The organism is Antribacter sp. NEAU-D49 (assembly GCF_057158775.1).
On the sequence record NZ_JBXTSN010000012.1, the window covers coordinates 1 to 18,724 of the forward strand.

Below are 18,724 nucleotides of genomic sequence, written 5' to 3' on the forward strand. Positions count from 1 at the left end.
ACGCCGGGCGACGGCCACGACGTCCTCGCGGAACTCTTTGGGGTGGGGTCTGGGCACGGTGAACATCCTTCCAGCAGTGCCTGTCGGCACCACAAGTCAGTTGTCACCTATCCGTGCAGCAGTCCCCCGAGCCCAACAAGAGTGGCGGCAAGCGCTCGCGACGCCGCAGGCCCGCACAGACGACATAGCCGAGAAGCGCCCGGAGGGCCGGACCCCATGGGTCCGGCCCCCCGGCCAGTCGGGCAGGCTCACCAGCCCGAGCCGTCGCCCAGCTCTACGTCCTGCGCGACAACCGCGCGTGCCGTCACCTTCGGAGCGGCATCGACCCGCTCCGTCCCCGCAGCCTCCTCCTGCCCGATCTCGACCATGGCCTGGAGCACTGCCGAGGTGTCCGGCGCCAGTCGCAGCCGCTCGATGTAGTGCCGGCCGGTCACGCCGCCGTCGATCTTGTGCCCCAGGAGGGCAGCGGCGTCGGCGACTCCCATCTTGCGGGCGACGACCGTTGCGACGGTCTTGCGCAGCAGGTGCGGGTAAACCTCGCCCACCATCCCGGCTTCCTCCAGCGCTGCGCGCAGTGATCGCCGGATGTTGTGGGGCGTCTGCGGGGTGAGCACGTTGCGGCCGTCGCGGAAGCGCCGGGACGGGAAGACCGGCATCTCCGCCGTCGTGACCGCCGGACGGATCGACTCCAGCGACGCGGCCAGGAACGCCGGGATGATGATGGTCCGCTCCCCCGCGTCCGTCTTCGGCATGGCCTGGCGCACGGTGCCCTGCCCCTTGACGTCGGCCAGGGTCGCCTCGACCGAGATCGTCGGCAGCCCGTCCGGGGACAGGTTCACCTCACCCCACCGGAGCGCCATCACCTCGCCGATCCGCATCCCGGTCCCGAGCATCACGTCCACCGCGACCGGCAGGTGCCCCGTAGGCTTCGGGCCCGGCTGACCCATCCGGGAGGCCTCCCACGCACGAACGGCGGCGCGCAGGCGGTACACGTCCGTCGTCGTCATCGCCTTCGGGTCGGGCCTCTTCTTGGCCGGAGGGATCGTCTTGCGCACAGGGTTGTCCCGCAGCGCGTCATGCACCACGGCCCGGTCCAGGACCGCGATGAACGCTCCTCGAGCGCTGATTGTCGTACTGATCAGGTCGTGCTTCTTGCCCTGACCACGCGCCACGATGCCGTCGACCCAGGCCTGACATCGGGCGGGCGTCAGCTCGTTCAGGCGCAGCTTGCCCAGCCGCGGAACCACGTGGTTGCCCAGCAGCCGCTCGTACTCGTCCACCGTCTGCGGGCGGATCTGCGGGTTCGCCCACCCCGACCGCACCCGCAGCTCGTTGATCCACTGCCGACAGGCGGCACCGACCTTGCTGTCCGGCTTGAGATCCATCGACCCCTGGGGCGCGCCCAGCCGCTCGGCGACCGCGTCCTGCACCCGGAGTCGCGCCTCCTCGCCCGTCGGACCGACGCGCGAGACCTGCGTCTCGGAGCCGTCGAACAGTCGCACACGCACCTTCGCTCGCCACTTCTTCGCATGGGGCGCGATGAAGATCTCGCCGTGCTGTCCCGGCTTGAGCCCGTTGATGGTCACGGTTCACCACCCCGACCCGTCATCGGTCCCGGTGCCATCGGCGTCGTCGTCCACGGCCGACGTCGTCCGCCGCGCCTCCAACCAGGCGCGCACGTCCGCCTCGTCGAACATCAGGTGCCGGCCGATCTTGTACGCGGCAGGCGCCGTGCCGCGCCGCCGCCAGCCGTGGACCGTCCGCGGCGTGGCGCGGAGCTTGGTGCACAGCTCGTCAAGCGTCCACAGCGGTGTCCGCGAGAGGTTCTCGGAGTTCTCGGTGTGGTGGTCCATGAACGTCAGGTGCGCGTGGCACACCACCCGTCCACGCCCGCTCGTACGCATCGGTCGACGCCTAATGCGTGGCACAATCCGTGGCATTTTCACTCGGCCGCCCTTCGTCGTGGCGGTCCGGCAGAAACCGAAAGGGCCGCTGACCTGGCATTACGCCAGACTCAACGGCCCTCAATCGGTGGAGCTAGGGGGATTCGAACCCCCGACCTTCTCATTGCGAACGAGACGCGCTACCAACTGCGCCATAGCCCCTCGGACTGCAGAAGACTAGCACTTCTGGGCAGGTGATCCGCAACTTGGCCGGGTGTCGCGCGAGTCACGACGGGACTCGCGCGACACCAGGCCGGGCACGAGGCCAACCGCAGGATCAGCCCGCCGCCCGCCGCCGCGCGAGGATCTCCTCGAGCGGCTGCGCGAGCGTCTCGGTGCGCGTGCGCGGCACGTCGCCGCGGATCAGCTCGTCCTCGGCACGCTCCTCCGCGATGTCGGGCTGCAGCACCTCCGCCACGGACGCCGCCTCGGCGGCGTCTTCCGACGAAGCCTCGGCCAGCGGCGCCGGCTCCCGCCGCGGCGCCGGCGGCTTGGTCACGTAGGTGGGCAGCGGCACGGGGACGGGGTTCCAGGCGAGCCCTCCGCCGAGCGCCTCCTCGGCCGGGGCCGCCACGCCCTGCTCGTCGACCTCGAGGACCGTGACGGGCTCCACGCGGGGCTCGTCCAGGATCTCGTCAAGGATGTCGCGGTGCTCCACGATCGGGATCGCCTGCGTGGCCGTCTCCGACCCGTGCACGGCCACGCCGGTCACCCGCAGCCGGTTGCGCGGCACGTAGGGCCCGCCGTTGGCGAGCGCCCGCGCCTGCGTGGCACGCTGCCGGGCCCGGTGCCGTGACGCGGCCCACGCGGCCTCCGCGCGGCGCGCGGCGATCGCGGCCCGCCGTCCGGCGATCAGCACGAGCAGCAGCAGGGCCGACGGCGCCGCGGCCGCACCCCAGTGCACCAGGTCCAGCGCCACGCAGGTCCAGGCCGCCGCGCTGGTGAGGAACAGGAGGATGGTGACGATGAGACGTCGTCGGGCACGCGCGGCTCGACGCGCCCGCGCCTCGAAGAGCGCGAGGCGCTGGCGGGCGGAGAGCTGTGGCTGGATCTCCAGGGCGGATCCGGTGCGCGTGGAGACCGCCGTACCCCTCGTTCCCGGGGTGCTGCTCATGACCATCGCCCCTCCCTGCCCTGGTTCGAGCCTCGCCGATGGCGTGGTGGTGGTATTTTGCCGCATCACGACCGGTTCGTCCCCACCAATGGCGATGACGCGCAGAGCCGTGGAGTAACGGTCGGACACCCGGGCCTCAGCCAGCTGGCCCCGGTGCCGCAAAAGCTGGGGCACCCAGTACCCCAGCCACAGGACGAACAGCGCCACGGCTGTGAGTCCTGCGGTCGACGCTTCCACGTGTCGACGGTAGGCGAGCCATGTCACCCCCTCGGGGACTTCACCCCGGCGTGTCCGCGCCCGGGCGAGTTCTTTACAGCGCGTCCCTGGTCTGCTGCCAGCGCGCCAGCAGGCCTCCCGGGACCTCCTCAGAAGTCAGCGCGAAGGTCCGGTGGTCGCGCCAGGCTCCCTGGATGTGGAGGAACCGCTCGCGCAGGCCCTCGTCCCGGAAGCCCAGCTTCTCGACCACGCGCAGGCTCGGCCCGTTCTCGGGGCGGATGTTGATCTCGACGCGGTGCAGGCCCAGCACGAGGAAGCAGTAGTCGGTGGCCATGGCCACGCCCGTGGGGGTCACGCCGCGGCCGGCCACCTCCCGGCCCACCCAGTAGCCGATGCTCGCCGAGCACAGCGACCCGTACGTGATGGACGAGACCGTCAGCTGCCCCACGAGCGCGCCGTCGAGCTCCACGCCGAACGGCAGCGTCGTCCCGGAACGCGCCTGCGCAGAGAGCGCACGCACGTACTCGCCGAACGTCGCCACCTGCTGCCGGTCGCCGCCGGGAAACGGCGACGTGGCCTCCCAGGGCTCCAGCCACGCGGCGTTCTCGGAGCGGAGACGCATCCAGTCGGCGCTGTCGCGCCGGTGCAGCGGTCGCAGCACCACCACACCCTGGCGCGTGTCCTCGCGCAAGGTCACCGGCCACGGCTTGGCCATGGTCCACCCCTTCGCGAACCGGGGGGTCACCGTCGGCGTCTCCGCTTCCCGGGCCCCGTCCCACGGCGCATCCGCCGGCCTGTAGCTCATGTCTGTGTGCCCCCTGTCGCGCCCTGCGAGCGCAGCCCCCTTGGGGGAGGGTTTACCACGGACGGACGATCTTGACCCGCCGAGCAGACGCACAGCGACACCCCGCCTTCCCTTGTAGCCCCACGTAACAATTCTGTCGCAGAAGATTTGGAACAATAGCCCTCATGAGCCTCACTCCGTCCCCCACGACCCAGCCCTACCCGGTCAAGCCCGGGATGGAGACGGAGGACGCCAAGGAGCAGCTGCGCCGGGCGATCCGCGCGCACCGCACCACCCGGTCCGCGCGCCTGCGGGCGGAGGCCGCGGCCGCCTTCGCGGACGTGATCGCGTCCGTGCCCGAGGTCCGGGACGCCACCTGCGTGGCCGCCTACGCCGCCCGCTCCACCGAGCCGGGGACCGGCCCCCTCCTGGAGCGGCTCGCCGCCCGCGGAGCCCGGGTGCTGCTCCCTGTCCTCGGGGCCGGTCTGGCCCGCGACTGGGCCGAGTACGACGGTCCGGAGGACCTGCTCGAACGAGCGCCCGGCCGCCCGCCCGAGCCCAGCAGCCCGCCCCTCGGCGCGGACGCCGTCAGCGCGGCCGACGTGATCATCGCCCCCGCCCTCGCCGTGGACTCCCGGGGCGTCCGGCTGGGCCAGGGCGGCGGCTGGTACGACCGGGTCCTGGCCCACGCGCGGCCTGACGCCCGGGTCCTCGCCGTCGTGTTCCCCGAGGAGTTCTACGACGCCACCGTGCGTCCGCTGCCCGCCCTGGAGCACGACGTGCTGGTGCACGGCGTCGCCACGACGGTGGACTGGCGCTGGCTGGACTGAGACGGCCGCGCCCGCCCGCAGCACGGCGGGCAGGGCGCACCCGCCCGCCTCACGGCACCAGCGTCAGCTCGTCCTCCGCCAGCTTCTCGACGGCGTCCGCGGTGAACGGCCACTCGAACGTCTCGCCCGCAGCCCAGGCCGGGAGCTGGTCGTCGTAGTGCGGTGACGCCGGGTGCGCCGACGTCCCGGTCACCACCACCCACGTGGACGCGTCGAGGTCGTCCAGGTCCACCACCATGCGCATCGACGGGCCGCTCGTCACGTCGAAGCTGCCGCCGGCGTCGCCCGCGTCCCAGGAGCTCGCGCTCACCACGGCCGACCCGCCGCCCACCTTCTCCGGGGCGGGGTTCATGTACTGGCGCACCGGGCTGGGCACTCCCTCGCCGCCGAGCAGCAGGTGTTCCAGCCGCAGCTGGTGCAGCGTGCCCCAGGTCCACTCGCTCGCATCCTTGCCCAGCTCGACGGTGAGGTCACGCCGAGCGCTCACCATCGCCTCGGTGAGGATCTGGTCCCGCTGCTCGGTGGCGGCCACGGTGGAGCGGTCGTCCCAGAAGGGATCCTCCGGATTGTCGAGCATGGCCCGCAGCACGGTGAGCCACTGGCCGCCGCCGTCGGGCCGCATGGTCTCGGGGAGCTCGTCCCAGAACGTGGCCCGCAGGAGGTTGCGCCATACCGCCGAGAAGTACGCGGCAGCGGCGGAGTCGGCCTCCATCTTGCGGTCCCAGTCCTCGAGGAGCGCCTGGCCGTCGGCGTCGTACCCGTCACCGAGCTCGACGTCGAGCAGCACGGGCACGAGCACGTCCGCGAACTTGCTCCACTCGTCGTTCTGGATGCGGCTCATGTCGTCGGCCGTGAACTTGTTGCCCGACGAGATCTGCTCCTGGATGAGCGTGCGGATGCGCTCCGAGCGGTAGCCGTAGTCCCAGTCGCGCGTCAGGAAGGGGCCGGTCCCGCTCGGGAGCACCGCCTGGTTCGCGGCCACGATGAAGCCCTCGGCGGGGTCGAGCACCCGGGGCATCTGCGCGGCGTCCACGTAGCCGGTCCAGTCGTAGCGCGGGTCCCAGCCGGGACGAGGCCACGTGCCGTCGGGCTCGGGGGTCCCCCCGGCGAACTGCGCGCGCACGGGGATGCGGCCCGGCGCCTGGTAGCCGATGTGCCCGTCGGTCGTGGCGAACACGATGTTCTGCGCCGGCACGTCGAAGATCGCCGCCGCGGCCTGGATGTCTTCGGCCGTCGACGCGAGGTTCATCAGGAACACCGCGTCGGCGGTGCGTCCCGGCTCGAGCGCGGTCCACGCGAGCGCGATCTCGTAGTCACCCAGGTCGGTACCCGTCTCCGTGGGCGAGTCCTCGACCGGCTCCAGGTCCATGACGCCCGAGATGAGCGGACCGTGGGCCGTGGACCGGATCTCCAGCTCGATCGGGCTCCCGCCCGCGACGCGGATGGTCTCCGTGTCGGTCGTGATGGGCTCCCAGACGTCTGCGCTGCTGTCCCGGAGCCAGTTGTCGTCGCGGACGCGCTCGATGAAGAAGTCGGTGACGTCGGCGCCCATGTTGGTCAGGCCCCACGCGAGGTCGGCGTTGTGCCCGATCACCACGCCCGGGAACCCGGCGAACGAGAAGCCCGCCACGTCGAACGGGCACTCCGGGCCCACGGTGGTGCAGTGCAGGCCCACCTGCGCCCAGACGCCCGGTGCGTCGAGCGCAAGGTGCGGGTCGTTCGCGAGCAGCGGCTTGCCCGACTGCGTCAGCTCCCCTGAGATCACCCACGAGTTCGAGCCTGTGCCCTCACCTCGGGCGATCTGCACGGGGACTGCGTCGAGCGCCTCGCGCGCCGCGTCGAGCGCACCCTCCAGCTCGGGGTTTCGGAACGGGACGTCACCGCTCGGGGCGGGCTCCGCCGTCGTGCCCGACGACGTCTGGGTCGCGTCCGCGACGGGCGCCGCCACAGGCTCCAGGTCGGCCGGGTTGAGGATGGGCTGGTTCTGCGCCGTCGCGTAGGCCGGGAAGAGGGCGTTCACCCGCTCCTCGTCCTGGAGCCTGCTGTAGGCGAGCGCCCGGTCCAGCTCGTCGTCGTAGTTGCCGCGAAGGTCCCAGGCCATGGCCTTGAGCCAGGCGAGCGAGTCCACGGGCTCCCAGGGCTCCGGGTCCTCGAGCTGGACCATGGCGCCGAGGACCGTGTACTCGACGGCGAGCTCGCCGGGCTCCCGGTCGTCCAGGTAGGCGTTGACGCCCTCCGCGTAGGCCGCGAGGTACGACTTGGTCTCCGGGCTGATGAGGTTCATCTCCTCCTCGGCGACCTTGCGCCAGCCGAGGGTCCGCGTGACCTTGTCCGCCTGGATGGCGGTCTCGTTGTCGCCCACGAGCTCGGCCAGCCGGCCGGCTGTCGCGTGCCGGCGGTAGTCCATCTCGAAGAAGCGGTCCTGCGCCTGGATGTAGCCCTGCGCCCGGAACAGGTCCTCGGTCGTGGAGGCGTAGATCTGCGGCACGCCCTGGGCGTCGCGGAAGACCTTCACGTCGTCGGCGAGGCCGTCCACGACGATCTCCCCGGACGTCTCCGGCAGGGGCCGGCGGCTGGTGACCCAGGCGAAGGTGGTCGTGGCCACGAGCGCCACCACCACGACGACGGCGGTGCCGACCACCAGCCTGCGTAGTCGGGACAGGCGGCGCACCGGCGGCTCGGGCGCTGCCACCTCGGCAGCAGCAGTGGTCTCAGCAGGTGTGGTCGCAGACACGCAGGCGAGACTACCGCGAGCACACCGGCTGTCCTTCCCGGGGCCGGGCGTACGCCCGGCTCCTGACACCCGGACTATCCGGCGTCCGCCAATGGTTATGATTGGCACTCGAAAAGCCCGAGTGCCAGCGCGGGGCCCGGTTCGCCGTGAGGCCCGCGACCTGCAGTCCCCGAGGAGAGAACGTGCCCACCTACGCGTACCGGTGTGCCGACTGCGGCCACGCGTTCGACATCCACCAGGCGTTCACCGACAGCTCGCTCACCGAGTGCCCGGAGTGCGGCGGACAGCTGCGCAAGGTCTTCGGCTCGGTGGGCGTCACCTTCAAGGGGTCCGGCTTCTACCGGACCGACTCCCGCGGCTCCAAGAGCGCGACCACCTCCTCGTCGTCGTCGGGCTCGTCGTCCTCCGACGCGTCGTCGACGCCGGCCGCCGCCCCCGCGGCGACCTCCTCCGGGTCGTCGAGCTCGTCCGGGACCAGCGGCTCGCCCGCGAAGGCCGCCTCCGCCTGAGCAGGCGGGCGGGGAGCCCGACCACACGGGCCTCTTTCCCCTCTCTGTCCACAGGGCACCATCGCCGCCCGGCGGGCGGCCTCGTGCGGCGCCTAGCGTCGCCGTCATGAAGCTCCCCTCCCTGGCGGCCCCTCGGGCCCGCAGCGCGCTCGACCGCGGCCTTCGACGAGCCCGCCGCCTCCTCTGGCGGCGGCGCTTCGTCGCCGCCGCGGCCTGCTGCGGACTCGCCGCAGCCTTGTCCGTGCAGGCGCTGCGCCCGGCCCCGCCGCCCTCGGCCGACGTGGTGCTCCTCGCCCGGCCGGTCGCGGCCGGCCAGGAGCTGGTGCCCGATGACGTCGCCGTCCGCCCCGTGGCCCGCGAGCTCGTCCCGCCGGGGACGCTCACGTCGGCGGACGACGCCGTCGGACGCGTCGCCGTGGCCGGCCTGCCCACCGGCGTGCTGCTCCATGCGGCGCTGGCCGTGGAGCAAGGAATCGGCGCCCACGCCCCGCCCGGCACCGTGGTGGTACCGGTCCGCCTCGCCGACCCTTCCGTCAGCGGGCTGCTGCGCGCCGGCGACCGCGTGGACCTCGTCGCGGTGGACGACGGCTTCGGTGCGGCGCCGAGCCCTGGCGGCTTCGCCGCCGGCCCCGCTCCGCCGTACCTCGCCCGGCGCGCCCTCGTCCTGCCGCTGCCCGAGGCTCCGGAGAGCGTCGCGGGCGGGCTGCTCGGCCCGGCCGCCGACGACGGCCCGGCGGTCACCCTGGTCGCCGTGTCACCCGAGGAGGCGCCGCTCCTGTCAGCGGTCTCCAGCCGGGGAACTGTTGCGGCGGTGCTGGTCCCGTGACGGCCCTGCAGTCTGGGACAAAAGGGGCGCGTCCGCGTCAATTTGCCCGTTCGACGTGCGGACCCGGCCCCCGACTCCCACAATCCCGTACGGGTCAAGGTCAGCGCCTGGACCCGCTGACCTTTGCACACCACCTCAGGGGGGACACCCATGCTTCAGGGCTTCAAGGACTTCATCAGCCGCGGCAACGTCATCGACCTGGCCGTCGGCATCATCATCGGCGGCGCGTTCACCACCATCGTCAACGGTCTGATGGAGGGCATCCTCAACCCGCTGATCGCCGCCATCTTCGGCTCGCCGGACATCTCGGGGGTCGGCGTCTTCACGCTCAACGGGGCCGACTTCAGCATCGGCATCTTCCTGCAGGCGATCCTGAACTTCCTCATCGTCGCGGCCGCGCTCTACTTCTGCGTCGTCCTGCCGATCAACCACCTGCAGGAGCGCCGCAAGAAGGGCCTCGAGCCCGAGCCCGAGGCTCCCTCGCAGGACGTGATCCTGCTGGGCGAGATCCGCGACCTGCTGCGCACGCAGTCGATGCGCTGAGTCCTCTCTCCGGCTGACTCAGCACGCTCGAGAGCCGACCAGCACAACGGGACGTGAGCCCCGGGCACCCCGCCCGGGCTCACGTCCCGTTCTGCGTCTGCCCGCCCTCAGCCCACAGCGGAGGGGCCCCGTCACCAGTGCGGCGGTACGTCCCGCTGCAGCCGCTCGTCGTTGTCGCCGAACTCCCCCGCCGGCCGCTCTCCGCGGGAACCGGCCTCGCTCCAGCCGTCGGGCCGTTCGTCGGCGCTGACGCCCACCACGGTCTCCCGCTCGGTCCCGCGGCGCACGGCACGGCGCGGCCCGCGCCGTCGGCCGGTGCTCTCGCCAGCGCCGGGCTCGCCCACGCCAGGCTCGCCCACGCCAGGCTCGCCCACGCCAGGCTCTCCCACGCCAGGTTCGTCGGTCTCGCTCACTCCCCCATTGTCCCTGCCGCGAGTTGTCAGAAGCTCCCCGGCGCATTTGCCGGAGAGCTTCTGACAACAACTCGGGGCGGGACAGTCAGTCCAGCACCGCCGGAACCACCGGCTCCGGCGCGGGGGCGACTCCCCCCGAGACGCCGACGCGCTCGTCGCGCACCGCCTGGACCACGCGCCGCACGCGCTCCGCCTCGCCGTCGGGGTCGAGGAACGCCGCGGCGGACCACACCTGCGCCACCACCCAGCCGAGCCGTTCGAGGCGCTCGGCGAGCTGCCGGTCGCGCACGCGGATGGACGGCTCGGCCACATAGCCGGCGTCGTCGGTGAGGACGGCCACCAGGAGCTCGCCGGGCAGGTCGGGGTGACCCACGGCGAGCGGGATCCGGTCCCCGGTGCCTACGCCGTAGTCGGTCTCGACCACGAGCCCGGACCGCCAGAGCCGCTCACCCAGGTCGATCACGAGCCGGTCGGGCGCGCGGGCCACGTCCACCCCGTTGCCGATCTCGACAGGGTCAGCAAGCCCGGACCGCTCCTCCGCGAACGCCAGCACCTCGGCGAGCAGCTGCGGGCCGGGGCCGCGGAGCCGCTCGGGGTCGAGGTCGGACGCCGGGAAGCACGACACCACGTGCAGCCGCTTGCGCGTGGCGCCCAGGGCGCCGAGCAGCATCGCGTCGCCGCCCGCCTCGCCCAGCACGCCGAACCGGTGCAGCACGCGCCCGTGCGGGGTACGCCCGAAGCCAAGGGTCAGCACGATGGTGTCGCGCTGCAGCCCGGCCGCGCCGGTCACGTCGGCGACCACCACGGGCTCGGGCCGCGACCCGGCGAAGAAGGGCGCCAGCGCAGGGTTGGCCCGCACCTCCGCGAGCAGCGCCTCGCGGATCCGGTCGGCGTGCACGGACGTCACGGTGACGATGCCGAACGTCTCCTCGGGCCGGGTGAGGGCGTGCTCGATCGCGAGGTCGACCACCCGTTCCACCTCGGCCCGCGTGGACTCCACGGTGCCCGAGACCGGGTCGGGCATGCCCGTGCCGTCCACGATCGAGAGGTGCACCAGCGCCTCGGTGCGCGGCAGCGGCGCGGGCCGCAGCACGCCGTCGTACCCGTGCTCGGTGAGGAGGGCGGTGAGGCGCGAGTCGCGCCAGCCCGGCACGGGCTGCAGGGACACTGCGGGCAGCAGGGCGGACAGCTCGCGCACCGCGGTGCCCGACGCCGACCGCGGGTCGCCCACCACCACGACCTGACGGCCGCGGGAGATGGCCGACACGACCACCTCCACGGGAACGTGCTGCACCGCGTCGAGGATCACGAGGTCGACGGTGCGGCCCGGCGGGAGCAGGTGCGGCACGAGCGTGGGCGTCGAGACCACGGTGGGCCGCAGCCGCCGGAGCACGTCGCCGTAGCGCTCCGCGAGGTCACGCAGCGACGTGAGCCGCCCCTCGACCAGCTCGTTGAAGAGCGCCTCCGCCGCCTCCCGCTGCTCCCGCATGACGGTCCCGAGGTGCGTCCGCACCGCGGCCCGCACGGGTGCCGACAGCGAGTCGATGTGCCGCCGGTCGAGCTCGCGGAACCGGCGCGCGAGCGCGTCGAGCCCTGCCCCGTCCTGCCCCGCGAGCGCGGGCTCGACCGAGAGCAGCTGCTCGAACACGGAGCTCCACCAGGCCAGCTCCAGCTCCGCCCCGACCAGCGAGCCGTCGACGCGCCGGGTCGCCAGGTCGTCCACCAGCTCACCGAGACCCGCGGCCCGCACGCTCCGCAGCAGGGCGGTCCGCTCCGGGAGCGTCTGCAGCGCGTCCGCGTCGCCCGCCAGGGCGGCGAGCCGCTGCCACAGCGCGTCGAGGTCGAGGTCGAGCAGCCCGCCCCCGGCGTGGGACGACGCGAGCACAGGCTCGAGCGCCTCCAGGTCGATGCGGACGGCCTCGTGCGTCTCCTCCACCACGGCCAGGCCCTCGGGGAGGGTGGGCCAGCCGCCGCGCGGGCACTGCGCCTGCCACACCTCGCGCTGGCGCTGCACCTCGACGAGCGCCGCATGCATGTCGGGCACGCGGACCCCGGGGCGCACCATGTCGCGGGCGCGCCGGCGCAGCCGCCGCCGCTCGAACCAGCCCATCTCCACGCCGTTCTCGGCGCGCCACCGGCGTGACGCGGTGGCCTGGACCATGTCGGCGGCCGTGCGCTCGAAGACCATGGGCTGGAACACGTCGAGCGTGCCGCGCATGCCTCCGAGCATCTCGAGCTGGGCGCCCCACTGCCGCACGCTCGTGGCGCGCACCAGCCCGGTCACCTCGGCGACGTACTCGATCTGCTTGCGCAGCTCGGGCAGCGTCTGGTCACGCAGCCGGGTCACGCGGGCGAGCGCCTCGCGCGCGTCGGCGTCCGTGGTGAGGGAGGCGCCGTACCAGGGGGTCGACGACGCCCGCAGCGTGAAGGCGCCGAGCTCGGCGGCGCGGCGCAGGTCGTCGGCCAGGCCGGCACGCCGCTCGGTACCGAGGGCCAGCAGCGCCTCGGACGCGAGCCGCACCGTGGTGGCCGGCGCAGGACGCTCGGACGTGAGCCGCGCCAGCGCCTGGAGCGCGTCGTAGGCGGAGACCCGCCAGGGGTCGCGGACCCGGTGCAGGGCCTCGATGTAGCCGGCGAGCTGGGCCCGTGCGCCGATGAGCGCGTCGCGCACCCGCGCCACGGCGTCGACGTCGACGTCCTCGTGCGCGGGGGCCATGGCCTCCAGGAGGCGGCGCGAGACGGACTGCCGCCAGGTGGGGGTGGGTGACACGTCGAGGAGCAGGCCGTCGAGCCCGAGAGTGCCGAGCCGTGCGGCGAGCGCGTCGGCGGCCCTGCGGTGACCGGGCACGTAGAGGACGGATCGTCCGGACGCGTTGGCCTCGCCGACCACCGCCGCGAGCGTGCCCGCCACGTCGGCACCCACGGGCGCGTCCACGAACAGGTGGCTGCCCGACGCCAGGACGTCCACCACGTGCCGCTGCTGCGGGTCGAGGTCGCCCACACCGCGCTCGTGCGCCGGCTCGGCGTCGCCCACCCGCGGCTCGGGCAGCTCCAGCGCCCCGAGCTGGCGCACCGCAGCGGGAACCCCGCCCAGCGCCGCCACGACCTCGTGCCGGTCCAGCGACGGCGCCAGCTCGTCCAGGTCGTCGACGAGCACCTGCCCCGGGTGCACGAACGTGCCCACCAGGACGCGCCGGTCCAGCTCGAAGTCGCCGAGCACCGCGCGCCCCAGGTCGGCGATCCGGTCCATCACGTCCGCCGGGTCGAAGCCCGCGAGGGTGAACGTGGCCTTGGCGAGCGCGGCCGGGTCCAGCAGCGCGCCGTGGGCGCGCAGCGTGCGTGCCACCACGGGGTTGATCTCGGCCGCGGCCTCGAGCGTGAGGTCGTAGTCGGCCTCGCCGTCACCGCGCGGGGTCAGTGTCACGGGCCGCAGCAGTACGGGTGCGCGCACCACGCGCGGTCCCTCAGGCTCCGCGTCCGCGCCGGCCGACGCCGGTCCCTCGCCTCCCGCACCCGTCGTCCCGTCGGTCCGGGGTGCGGTCAGCGTGACCACCGGCACCGAGCCGGTGAGGGCCACCTCGGGCGCGTCGTCGCCCGGCTCGATCGGCTGCGAGGGCGACGCGCCCTCCGGGGTGCGCGCCGGCGCAGGGCCGAGGGCGCGAGCCAGGGCGTCGATGTCCGCGTTGCCCTCCGCGCCGGGCGCCGGGCGCTCGGTCCAGGTAGCGACGCCGATCGCGAGGTAGGTGGGGGCCATGCCGTAGCGCTGCGCGTGCTCGGCCGAGCGGCCGGCCACGGCGCGGGCCCGGCGGCGGGCGGCCGGGAGCGCAGCGGCCTCACGCACCAGGTTGGACAGCCGGGTGGGCCGCCCGGCGAAGAGCTGGGCCACGCCCGAGGGGTGCGCGGCGGAGAGGTCGATGACGGCCTCGCCGAGAAGGCCCACGTCGGCGAGCGACGAGCCGCCGGCCAGCCGGACCAGCGAGGCGCGCCAGCGCGTGACGGCGTCGGCGAGGGGCGGCGGCGGGCCGTCGGCGGGTTCGGCCGCCGTGCCGGGGCTGCCGGGCGCAGTCGCGCCCGAGGTGTCGGCGGGGCCGGCGTCGGCGGCCGCTCCCGGCGGGTCGTCGTCGGACCCGGCAGGCCGGAGCGACAGCGCGGCCGCCAGCTCCGCGGTCAGCTCCGGGGAGAGGTCGCGGTCGGCTGCGGACTGGCGTCGTGCGGCTTTCACTCCAGCACGCTAACCGCCGGGCGAGCCGGGGGGACGCGCGGCACGCCGACGACTCGCCGACAGTCGCGCGCCCGTCTCGGACGGGCAACAGTGCGCGGTTCGCGGGCAACAGTGTCCGGGCATGCGAATGCCCCCTCGGCAGGGGGTCCGAGAGGGCATCGCAGACGGGCCGAAACCCGACGGGGTAAAGACGGTGCGCACCGCGCAGGGGGCGGGCGATGCGCACCGTCGAAGGAGAGTCTGCACCTTCCTTGACCCGCCGTCAACACGAGTCGGACGATCGTCCAAGTGTCGGGATTTCGTTGTGCCACCTTGGTTTCCGGTGTGTTCTCACAGCGCACAAACGACACCTCGTGATGGTCCTTCACGACGCGAAGGTCCGCAACTGGAAGGGGATGCCGAAAACGTTACCCAAGGTCAGCGCGGCAACGGGCAACACCTCCGGCACGGTGATGAAAATCCCATGCCGACCCTCTCGGAGGTCAATAGACTGCAGCAACTGTGAACCTTCTCGAAGCCGTCGCCCCCGCCCGGATGGGCCGGTCCTTCCGCTGGCTCCTCGCCGCGTTCTGGACCAGCAACATCGGTGACGGCATCGCACTCGCCGCAGGCCCGCTCCTCGTCGCCTCCCAGACCAGCTCTCCGTTCCTGGTCGCGCTGGCTGCGCTGCTCCAGCAGCTGCCCTGGCTCCTCTTCGGGCTCTGGGCCGGAGCGATCGCCGACCGCGTGGACCGGCGCATGCTGGTCATGGTCGCCAACGGGCTGCGAGCCCTGGTGGTCGCCGTCCTCGCCGTGACGATCCTCACGGGGAACGTGAGCATCAGCGTGGTGCTCGCCACGATGTTCCTCTACGGCGTCGCGGAGGTCTTCGCCGACTCCGCCGCGAGCACCCTCATGCCGATGCTCGTCAAGAAGCAGGACCTCGCGATCGGCCAGGCGCGTCTCCAGGGCGGGTTCCTCGTCGCCAACCAGCTCGTGGGCCCGCCGGTGGGCGCGTTCCTCTTCACCGCCGGGATGGCGTTCCCGTTCATGATCCAGGTCGTGGCGGTCGCGCTCGCCATCGTCCTCGTGTCGCGCATCGCCGTCACGCGGGGCGCCCTGCGCGGCACCGTCGACACCCACCTCCGGCAGGACATCGCCGAAGGCCTGCGGTGGATCTGGGCCCACGGCCCCGTGCGCACCCTCGCCATCGTCATCCTGAGCTTCAACGTCACCTGGGCCGCCGGCTGGGCCGTGCTCGTGCTCTACGCCCGCGACCACCTGCGCATGGGCGAGGTGGGCTTCGGCCTCCTCACCACGGCCTCCGCCGTGGGCGGGCTCATCGGGATCAGCCTGTTCGGGCGCCTGCACCCCCGCTTCTCGCTCGCCACGCTGATGAAGGCCTGCCTGCTCCTCGAGGTCCTCACGCACCTGGCGCTCGCCCTCACCACCACAGGCTGGGTCGCGATCGTGGTCATGGTCCAGTTCGGCGCCTACGCGTTCATCTGGGGAACCGTCTCGTCGACCGTGCGGCAGCGGGCCGTGCCCACGGCGTTCCAGGGGCGCGTGGGGTCGGTCTACATGGTGTGCGTGTTCGGCGGCACGGTGATCGGCAACGGCCTGGGCGGCCTCATCGCCGAGCACTGGGGCCTCACGGCCCCGTTCTGGTTCGCCTTCGTGGGCGCCGGGCTGACGCTGGCGGTCGTGTGGCGGCACCTTTCCAAGGTGGCGCACACCGAGGCGCCGGAGGAGGACGAGCCCGCGGAGCCCGGCAAGCCTGCGGAGCCCGCACCGAACTGCCGATCATCCGGACGGGCTGCCGGGCACCCGGCCCGCGGCTCAGCGGCGCGCCGCCGCCAGCCGCTCCTGCGTCACCACGGGGATCGCCCCGGTCTCGGAGTACTCCTTGATCCGCCGTCGCACCGTCGACTCGCTGATCTTGAGCCTCGCGGCGATCTCGGGGATCGACTCGCCCTTGGCCCTCCGGTCGAGGATCTCCTCGCCCTTGTCGGTCCCCAGCCGGGTGTCCTGCCGCGGCGCCCGCGGCCGCGGGGTACCGGCCCGAACAGCAGCGGTGGCCCGCTCCGCCGCGGCGGGGGGCGGCAGCTCGCCGTCGGCCCGTACGCCCTCGGCCCGCGCGGTCGCGCTCGTGGAGCGCGGGGCGTCCAGCGCGGCGGTACGTCGTCCTTCCTGCCGGACGACACCGGCGCTCGCCTCGGGCGACTCGGCCACCTCCTGGCTCGCGTCCTCCCGGTTCGCGACGTCCCAGCGCGAGGGCTCGCCAAGGCCCGCCGCCCCGGCGACCGGCCGGGGCGCGCCGACCTCCATCAGCGGCGCGGGCGCGACGGCCGCCGACGCCTCGTGGGCCTCCGCGGCGGCCCGCTCGGCGACGGCCGCCGCGAGCCGGTGCTCGGGCTTGACGACGACGAGCTCGGCGAGCGTGTGGGTGGTGAGCAGCACCGAGACCGGCGCGAGGCCGGCGATGAACGCACCGGCGTAGCCGTGCCAGTCGTGGGCGGAGGCGTCCCAGGCGTGGGCGGCGTTCGCGGCGACCGACACGGCGGTGAACAGGATGAGCGACGTCCAGGCGCGGCCGTTCGACTCGCCCCGCGCCCGGAAGATGAAGACGGCGAGCGTGTAGACCAGGATCGACGCGTCGATGGTGACGGGGACCGTCCACGCGAGGTACCCCGGTACGGCCGCCCACGCGGCGACCCCCACCAGGCCGGCGTAGGAGAGCGTGAAGCTGACGGCCCCGAGGGTGGCGGTCAGGACCACCGCCACGATGAGGGACGGGAGGGTGTCCGGGTCGAGCCGGGCGGCGCGGGCCACGATGAGTCTCCTCGGGGTTCGGGTGCGTGCGGGCCAGAACATATCGGACCTGTGTGACAACGAGGTACCGCCGACGTGAAGATGCCCGCTCCCGCCCTGCGTCGAGACAGCCCCCGGGGCACCATGGAGGTGCCTGCCCGGAGCCGAGGGGAGCCCGCGATGCTCGGCGAGAGCACACCCGCGTCCACGCGCCATCGCGCCCGTCTGGGCTGGGCCGGGCTCGCCGTCGGCCTGTCGCTCCTGGCCGGAGCGGTCGCCGTGAGCGACCGGCCCGAGCCGGCGGAGGACCCCGGCCTGCCGGTCGCGTCGGCGGCCCCGCGGCTGCTGCCGCCCGTGGGCGACCCCACGCCGCAGCCCGCTGCCGCCCCGCAGCCGACGCCGACCCCCGCAGCGTTCGAGCTGTGGACCCTCCCCTATCCCGACCCGGTGGAGCTCCTGCCGCCGGGCCTGCCCCAGACCTCGGTCGGCGACCTGGCCCAGCTGCCCCGCAAGGCCGCGGCACCGGCCGCCCCGGCCACGCCGGTGTGGACCGCGCCCGACGACACGGTGCCCCCGGTCCTCGCCCTCCCGGACGACCAGTACGGCGCCGCCGCGCGGTGGGTCGTCCTGGAGGAGCGGCCGGGCTGGGTCCAGGTGCTCCTGCCCCAGGGCCGTCGGGCCCTGCCCTCGCAGGACCCGACGGGGGTGAACCGGACCGCCGGCTGGGTACGTGCCGCGGACGTGACGGTCGCGCCCGAGGCGAGCGCCGTCGTCGTCGACCTGTCCGACCGCGTCGTCCACGTCTCCCGCCCCGACGGGACGAGCCGGTCCGTCCCGGCCGCCATCGGCACCCCCGCGACCCCGACGCCGCAGGGTCTGGCCCAGGTGCTGACGGTCGCGCAGTCCCAGGTGGGCCTGGCCGTGTACACGTCGGCGCAGAGCGAGACGATCGACTCGTTCCTGGGGAGCGGGGGCGCCGTCGTCGCGCTCCATGCCGGGTCCGGTCAGGGTCGCGAGGTGAGCAACGGCTGCGTCCGGCTCACGTACGCCGACTTCGCGACCGTGAAGGACCTCCCGGTCGGCACGCCCGTCCTGGTGGTGCCGTAGCGGTGGCTCAGGCGCCGCCGGGGGTGTCGTCGGGGGTGTCGCGGGGCGAGCGCCGGTCCCGCAGCCGCACGACGACGAAGACCAGCACCGCCACGACCACCGCGCCCACGACGACACGTGAGAACACGCCCACGTAGGACTCGACCGCCGTCCACCGCTCCCCGAGCCAGTACCCGGCGAGGACGAGCGCGGAGTTCCACAGGAGGCTGCCGCTCGCCGTGAGCAGCACGAACGTGGGGAGCCGGAGTCGTTCCACGCCCGCCGGGACCGAGATCAGGCTGCGGAAGACGGGGATCATGCGGCCGAAGAACACCGCCTTGGTGCCGTGGCGGGCGAACCACGCCTCCGTGCGGGCGAGGTCGGAGGTCTTGACCAGCGGCATCCGCGCCCAGATCCGGTAGAGGCGGTCGCGCCCGAGGATCGCCCCCAGCGCATACAGCACGAGAGCACCCACCACGGAGCCGGCGGTGGTCCACGCGATCGCCTCGAAGACCGTCAGGACGCCCCGGGCGGCGGCGAAGCCGGTGAGCGGGAGGATCACCTCGCTCGGCAGGGGCGGGAACAGATTCTCCAGCGCGATCGCCAGGCCGGCGCCGGGGCCGCCGAGCGTCTCGACGAGGCCGACCCCCCAGGCGGCGACGCCGTCGAGGTCGGAGGAGGTGGCCACGGCTCCATCGTCGTCCAGAACCCGCC

At 73.6% G+C, this 18,724-nt stretch carries 14 protein-coding genes, 1 tRNA gene and 1 pseudogene; 6 read left to right on the top strand and 10 right to left on the bottom strand.

Annotated elements, in window-relative coordinates; all coding sequences use genetic code 11:
* Window positions 1–248 precede the first annotated feature (248 nt).
* The 5 genes from AC060K_RS10870 to AC060K_RS10890 all read right to left on the bottom strand — a co-directional run bounded on the left by AC060K_RS10870 (window position 249) and on the right by AC060K_RS10890 (window position 3,988).
* Window positions 249–1,586, bottom strand: coding sequence for a tyrosine-type recombinase/integrase (locus tag AC060K_RS10870; protein ID WP_125776189.1), 1,338 nt, complete (start codon window positions 1,584–1,586; stop codon window positions 249–251).
* Between the two features lie 3 nt (window positions 1,587–1,589).
* The gene (locus tag AC060K_RS10875; protein ID WP_240644047.1) at window positions 1,590–1,904 is read right to left on the bottom strand and encodes a helix-turn-helix transcriptional regulator; all 315 of its coding nucleotides are present in this window, start codon (window positions 1,902–1,904) and stop codon (window positions 1,590–1,592) included.
* A gap of 128 nt (window positions 1,905–2,032) precedes the next feature.
* Window positions 2,033–2,105 (bottom strand) — tRNA-Ala (locus tag AC060K_RS10880).
* Between the two features lie 115 nt (window positions 2,106–2,220).
* Complete coding sequence (locus AC060K_RS10885) at window positions 2,221–3,057, bottom strand: hypothetical protein (protein WP_483765449.1); 837 nt, start codon at window positions 3,055–3,057, stop codon at window positions 2,221–2,223.
* A 310-nt stretch (window positions 3,058–3,367) separates the two neighbouring features.
* Window positions 3,368–3,988, bottom strand: a complete 621-nt coding sequence (locus AC060K_RS10890; RefSeq protein ID WP_483765450.1) for a GNAT family N-acetyltransferase — start codon at window positions 3,986–3,988, stop codon at window positions 3,368–3,370.
* A gap of 254 nt (window positions 3,989–4,242) precedes the next feature.
* Here AC060K_RS10890 and AC060K_RS10895 point away from each other — a divergent pair, with 254 nt between their 5' ends.
* The gene (locus AC060K_RS10895) at window positions 4,243–4,887 is read left to right on the top strand and encodes a 5-formyltetrahydrofolate cyclo-ligase (protein WP_483765451.1); all 645 of its coding nucleotides are present in this window, start codon (window positions 4,243–4,245) and stop codon (window positions 4,885–4,887) included.
* 49 nt (window positions 4,888–4,936) lie between these two features.
* Here AC060K_RS10895 and AC060K_RS10900 read toward each other — a convergent pair whose 3' ends face one another.
* Window positions 4,937–7,558 carry a penicillin acylase family protein gene (locus AC060K_RS10900; RefSeq protein WP_483765552.1) on the bottom strand — a complete coding sequence of 874 codons (2,622 nt, stop codon included), beginning with the start codon at window positions 7,556–7,558 and terminating at the stop codon, window positions 4,937–4,939.
* A gap of 245 nt (window positions 7,559–7,803) precedes the next feature.
* Between AC060K_RS10900 and AC060K_RS10905 the strand changes: the two genes are divergently transcribed.
* The 3 genes from AC060K_RS10905 (at window position 7,804) to mscL (ending at window position 9,499) form a co-directional block, all read left to right on the top strand.
* On the top strand, window positions 7,804–8,130 hold the full coding sequence (locus tag AC060K_RS10905) for an FmdB family zinc ribbon protein (protein ID WP_483765452.1): 327 nt from the start codon (window positions 7,804–7,806) through the stop codon (window positions 8,128–8,130).
* A gap of 106 nt (window positions 8,131–8,236) precedes the next feature.
* Window positions 8,237–8,956, top strand: coding sequence for an SAF domain-containing protein (locus AC060K_RS10910; RefSeq protein WP_483765453.1), 720 nt, complete (start codon window positions 8,237–8,239; stop codon window positions 8,954–8,956).
* Window positions 8,957–9,106: 150 nt separating this feature from the next.
* Window positions 9,107–9,499: a large conductance mechanosensitive channel protein MscL gene (mscL, locus tag AC060K_RS10915; protein ID WP_483765454.1), complete on the top strand. Its 393-nt coding sequence runs from the start codon at window positions 9,107–9,109 to the stop codon at window positions 9,497–9,499.
* Window positions 9,500–9,630: 131 nt separating this feature from the next.
* On the opposite strand, the gene AC060K_RS10920 is transcribed toward mscL, so the two are convergent.
* Together AC060K_RS10920 and AC060K_RS10925 are read right to left on the bottom strand one after the other, a co-directional pair.
* On the bottom strand, window positions 9,631–9,912 hold the full coding sequence (locus AC060K_RS10920; protein ID WP_483765455.1) for a hypothetical protein: 282 nt from the start codon (window positions 9,910–9,912) through the stop codon (window positions 9,631–9,633).
* A gap of 85 nt (window positions 9,913–9,997) precedes the next feature.
* On the bottom strand, window positions 9,998–14,134 hold the full coding sequence (locus AC060K_RS10925; RefSeq protein ID WP_483765456.1) for a hypothetical protein: 4,137 nt from the start codon (window positions 14,132–14,134) through the stop codon (window positions 9,998–10,000).
* A 501-nt stretch (window positions 14,135–14,635) separates the two neighbouring features.
* Between AC060K_RS10925 and AC060K_RS10930 the strand changes: the two are divergent.
* A pseudogene (locus AC060K_RS10930) lies at window positions 14,636–15,886 on the top strand (MFS transporter); the annotation flags it as partial.
* Window positions 15,887–15,952: 66 nt separating this feature from the next.
* On the opposite strand, the gene AC060K_RS10935 reads toward AC060K_RS10930, so the two are convergent.
* The gene (locus tag AC060K_RS10935) at window positions 15,953–17,140 is read right to left on the bottom strand and encodes a helix-turn-helix domain-containing protein (RefSeq protein WP_483765553.1); all 1,188 of its coding nucleotides are present in this window, start codon (window positions 17,138–17,140) and stop codon (window positions 15,953–15,955) included.
* On the opposite strand from AC060K_RS10935, the gene AC060K_RS10940 reads away from it, so the two are divergent.
* Window positions 17,105–18,031 (top strand): L,D-transpeptidase, encoded by a 927-nt coding sequence (locus AC060K_RS10940; RefSeq protein ID WP_483765457.1) that lies wholly within the window; start codon window positions 17,105–17,107, stop codon window positions 18,029–18,031. The genes AC060K_RS10935 and AC060K_RS10940 overlap by 36 nt on opposite strands.
* 7 nt (window positions 18,032–18,038) lie before the next feature.
* Here AC060K_RS10940 and AC060K_RS10945 read toward each other — a convergent pair whose 3' ends face one another.
* Window positions 18,039–18,698, bottom strand: coding sequence for a DedA family protein (locus tag AC060K_RS10945; protein ID WP_483765458.1), 660 nt, complete (start codon window positions 18,696–18,698; stop codon window positions 18,039–18,041).
* Window positions 18,699–18,724 lie beyond the last annotated feature (26 nt).